Here is a 2,681-nt window from a genome sequence, read left to right as displayed (position 1 = left end):
CCGCCGGTATTCCGCTGATCGGTCCAGCTGCTGCGCCGGCCGCCGCACTCGCCGCCGCTGCTGCAACTGCGCCAATGGTCGCCGCCGTATCCGCATCCGCACTCGCCGGTATGGCCCACAACGGTATGGACAACATCCCGAAGGAAGGAACCTGGCTGCTCGATGGCGGAGAGCGCGTGCTCAACCCGAACCAAAACCGCGACCTGACGAAGTACCTGGCTGATAAGGCCGGGAGTGGTACTGGCGGTGCGCCGTCTTTCACCATCAACGCGCCTGTCACTGTCGAGGCCCAGCCCGGCATGAGCGCTGCTGAAGCGGCAAGTCAGGGCAAGGCAATAGGCGACAGTGCTGCGGCGCAGATCCGCCAAGTGCTCCAGCAAGAAATGAGGCAGGGCGGCCTGCTCTGGAGACGCGCGTAATGGCTGAGACATTCGATTTTGACGTACAGGTGGGCGCGTCCGGCGATGTGAAGCAACGCACCTGGTCGAACGACTTCGGCGACGGCTACACCCAGGCAGGCGGCGTCGGTATCAACACCAAGTCGCAGGCGTGGGACGTGACCGTGACCGGGCGATACGGTGCTGGTCAGAAACTCCAGCAGGTCCAGGACTTTCTGGACCGGCATGAGGGTTTCAAGTCATTCCTCTGGACGCCGCCGGGCGGTGTGCAGGGCCGATACACATCGAACGGCTACAAGCCGTCGGTACTCGGCGGCGGCCTTCATACTCTTTCTATAAACTTGAAACAGGTTTTTTACCCGTGAAAATGGATGCGGCGGCTGAGCTGTGTTAGTGGCTGCCCTTCCACATAAATGATTGACTTCTTGTTTCAGTCTGTGTGGGCTGGTGATACATTTGCATACCCTTGGCATGGAGCAGCCCAGTTATGCAGCGCCCACAATCGTCTTTCCATGAAATCCACGAAGCTAGGCATCGAATTAAAGACGCGCTTTATCACTCTTACGTACTTGATGAAGTGGCTACCGAACGTCTCAAGAGGCGGATTCTAAAGGAGCTAGAAAACTTAAATAATAAAGAAGTTGTTAGAGCGGCGTTGTATCACGAGCTTGCATATGCTTTAGGGGTTCAAGGGCGGTATGCAGATGCAGTTAGGAATATTGCCATTGCTAAGAAGCTAGCTTTTGATCCGATAGGTGCTGCTATGTCCCATGCTCATATTGCGCTTATAAATGGAAGGGCTTTAGATGCGAGGGAAGTTCTTGAAAGCGAGTTTGTTGATGCTGACGAAAACGTTTTAAGATTAATCAAGGCTCATCAGGTGCAGGCTGGAGTGGTGGGAGGGCACATGAAAATGGCAGGAGTCGAGCATCTTGTTCTAGAAAGCGCCGTGGAAGTTGCAAGAATATTAGACTACATGTCTATTGACGATAGAGAGCTTACTGTTCGTCTTGATACCGCATGCCGGGTAATACGGGCTAACATAAGCCATCCGATAATGGGGTATAAGTTGTTTGCAAGGCAAGGTGAGGGCATTCTTTATCGGTTTGTAGTTAAATCCTCTGCGGAAGACTTAGCCTCGATAAATGGGAAAATACTTGATGCGTTGATGGCCGAACACGATGGTCCAATCGATCCGGAACTTTCTATCCTTGTGACGCCTTTCTCTATGGAAGACCCAAGCGACATTACGGAGGCTTATCGTGTCGGTATCCGCTAACGAATTTTTCGACCAAAGCCAGCGTCTTATCGATTCCGCCAACGAAATTGATCTTAGGTGCGCTGTAAGCCGAGGGTACTATTCGGCATATCATGTCGCCCTTATAACAGCCGCCAGCCTAAGCTTGGATGAATTTAAATCCAGTGGAGTTGGCGCGCACGAACAGTTGATTCGCAAGTTTGAGTCGAAAGGCCCAGGGCTAAAAAAGATTGCCCGACGCCTTAGAGACAAAAAGCGTGTTAGATGTGTGGCGGACTATCAGCTTGAAGAAAAGGTAACTAAAGAGGAGGCGCAGCTTTTTATTGTCGAGGTCGGGATCTTAATAGCCGACTTGGAAAGATTAGGGCGTATTGCCGCAGCTGAGGTTAACTAAGCTTTCTCGGCAACAGTATTGAGTTTTTGGTTATGGTGATTCTGTTTTTTTTGCGCTAAGAGCGACTGTCTTACGCTTGCTGTAACTGATGCGTGAAGTTTCGTCTTCAGTACTAAATACGTCATTTATCACTAACCCCGCCGAGCGCGGGGTTTTTCTTTTTGGTAATCACCATGATTTACAGCACGAACATCCAGAAACTGGAGCCCGGCAACCAGATTCGTCTGTACGAACTGGATGCCACGCGGCTGGGAGCCACGCTCTGGCGCTTCCACGGGCATGAGCATGAGGGCGACATCATCTGGCAGGGCCAGCTGTATTCGCCTATTCAGATCGAGGTCACCGGCTTAGATATCCGTGGTGATGGCCGCCCAGCCACACCCAAGCTCAGGCTGGCCAACGAGCTGTCGGGCATTCCGCGAGCTGTTTCTGCTCTCTGCCTGCAGTTCAAGGATCTGGCCGGGGCGAGCTTCAAGGTGATCGAAACCTTCAAGCACTTCCTGGATGCCGCGAACTTCGACGGCGGCAACCCAGATGCCGCAGATCAAAGCCGCACCAGCCTTTGGAGGATCGAGCAGAAGACGGAAGAGAACTTTTCGGCGGTCGGTTTCGAGCTTTCCAGCCCCATCGA

General features: G+C 53.0%; 4 protein-coding genes and 1 pseudogene. All 5 read left to right on the top strand.

Features of this window, described 5'->3' with window-relative positions; translation table 11 throughout:
* Nucleotides 1-419: pseudogene (locus tag AO388_RS25450) on the top strand (tail tape measure protein); the annotation flags it as partial.
* Nucleotides 419-763: a phage tail protein gene (locus AO388_RS25445; protein ID WP_058417397.1), complete on the top strand. Its 345-nt coding sequence runs from the start codon at nt 419-421 to the stop codon at nt 761-763. The pseudogene AO388_RS25450 and the gene AO388_RS25445, both read left to right, overlap by 1 nt.
* Nucleotides 764-885: 122 nt before the next feature.
* Nucleotides 886-1,677, top strand: coding sequence for a hypothetical protein (locus AO388_RS25440; RefSeq protein ID WP_058417396.1), 792 nt, complete (start codon nt 886-888; stop codon nt 1,675-1,677).
* Complete coding sequence (locus AO388_RS25435) at nt 1,661-2,050, top strand: hypothetical protein (RefSeq protein ID WP_058417395.1); 390 nt, start codon at nt 1,661-1,663, stop codon at nt 2,048-2,050. Before AO388_RS25440 ends, AO388_RS25435 begins: the two co-directional genes overlap by 17 nt.
* 173 nt (nt 2,051-2,223) lie before the next feature.
* The coding region (locus tag AO388_RS25430; RefSeq protein ID WP_063613822.1) for a phage minor tail protein L at nt 2,224-2,681 on the top strand (458 nt) is incomplete at its 3' end.

Origin of the sequence: Pseudomonas sp. ICMP 10191 (assembly GCF_001467335.1) — a bacterium.
Lineage (GTDB): Bacteria > Pseudomonadota > Gammaproteobacteria > Pseudomonadales > Pseudomonadaceae > Aquipseudomonas > Aquipseudomonas cerasi.
The sequence above is the reverse complement of the archived record's forward strand: the minus strand, read 5'-3'. Positions and strand labels throughout refer to the sequence as shown.

Excerpts from the sequence above, each read along its gene's own strand:
- AO388_RS25445 (WP_058417397.1), top strand. The coding sequence starts at position 419 with ATGGCTGAGACATTCGATTTTGACGTACAGGTGGGCGCGTCCGGCGAT.
- AO388_RS25440 (WP_058417396.1), top strand. The coding sequence starts at position 886 with ATGCAGCGCCCACAATCGTCTTTCCATGAAATCCACGAAGCTAGGCAT.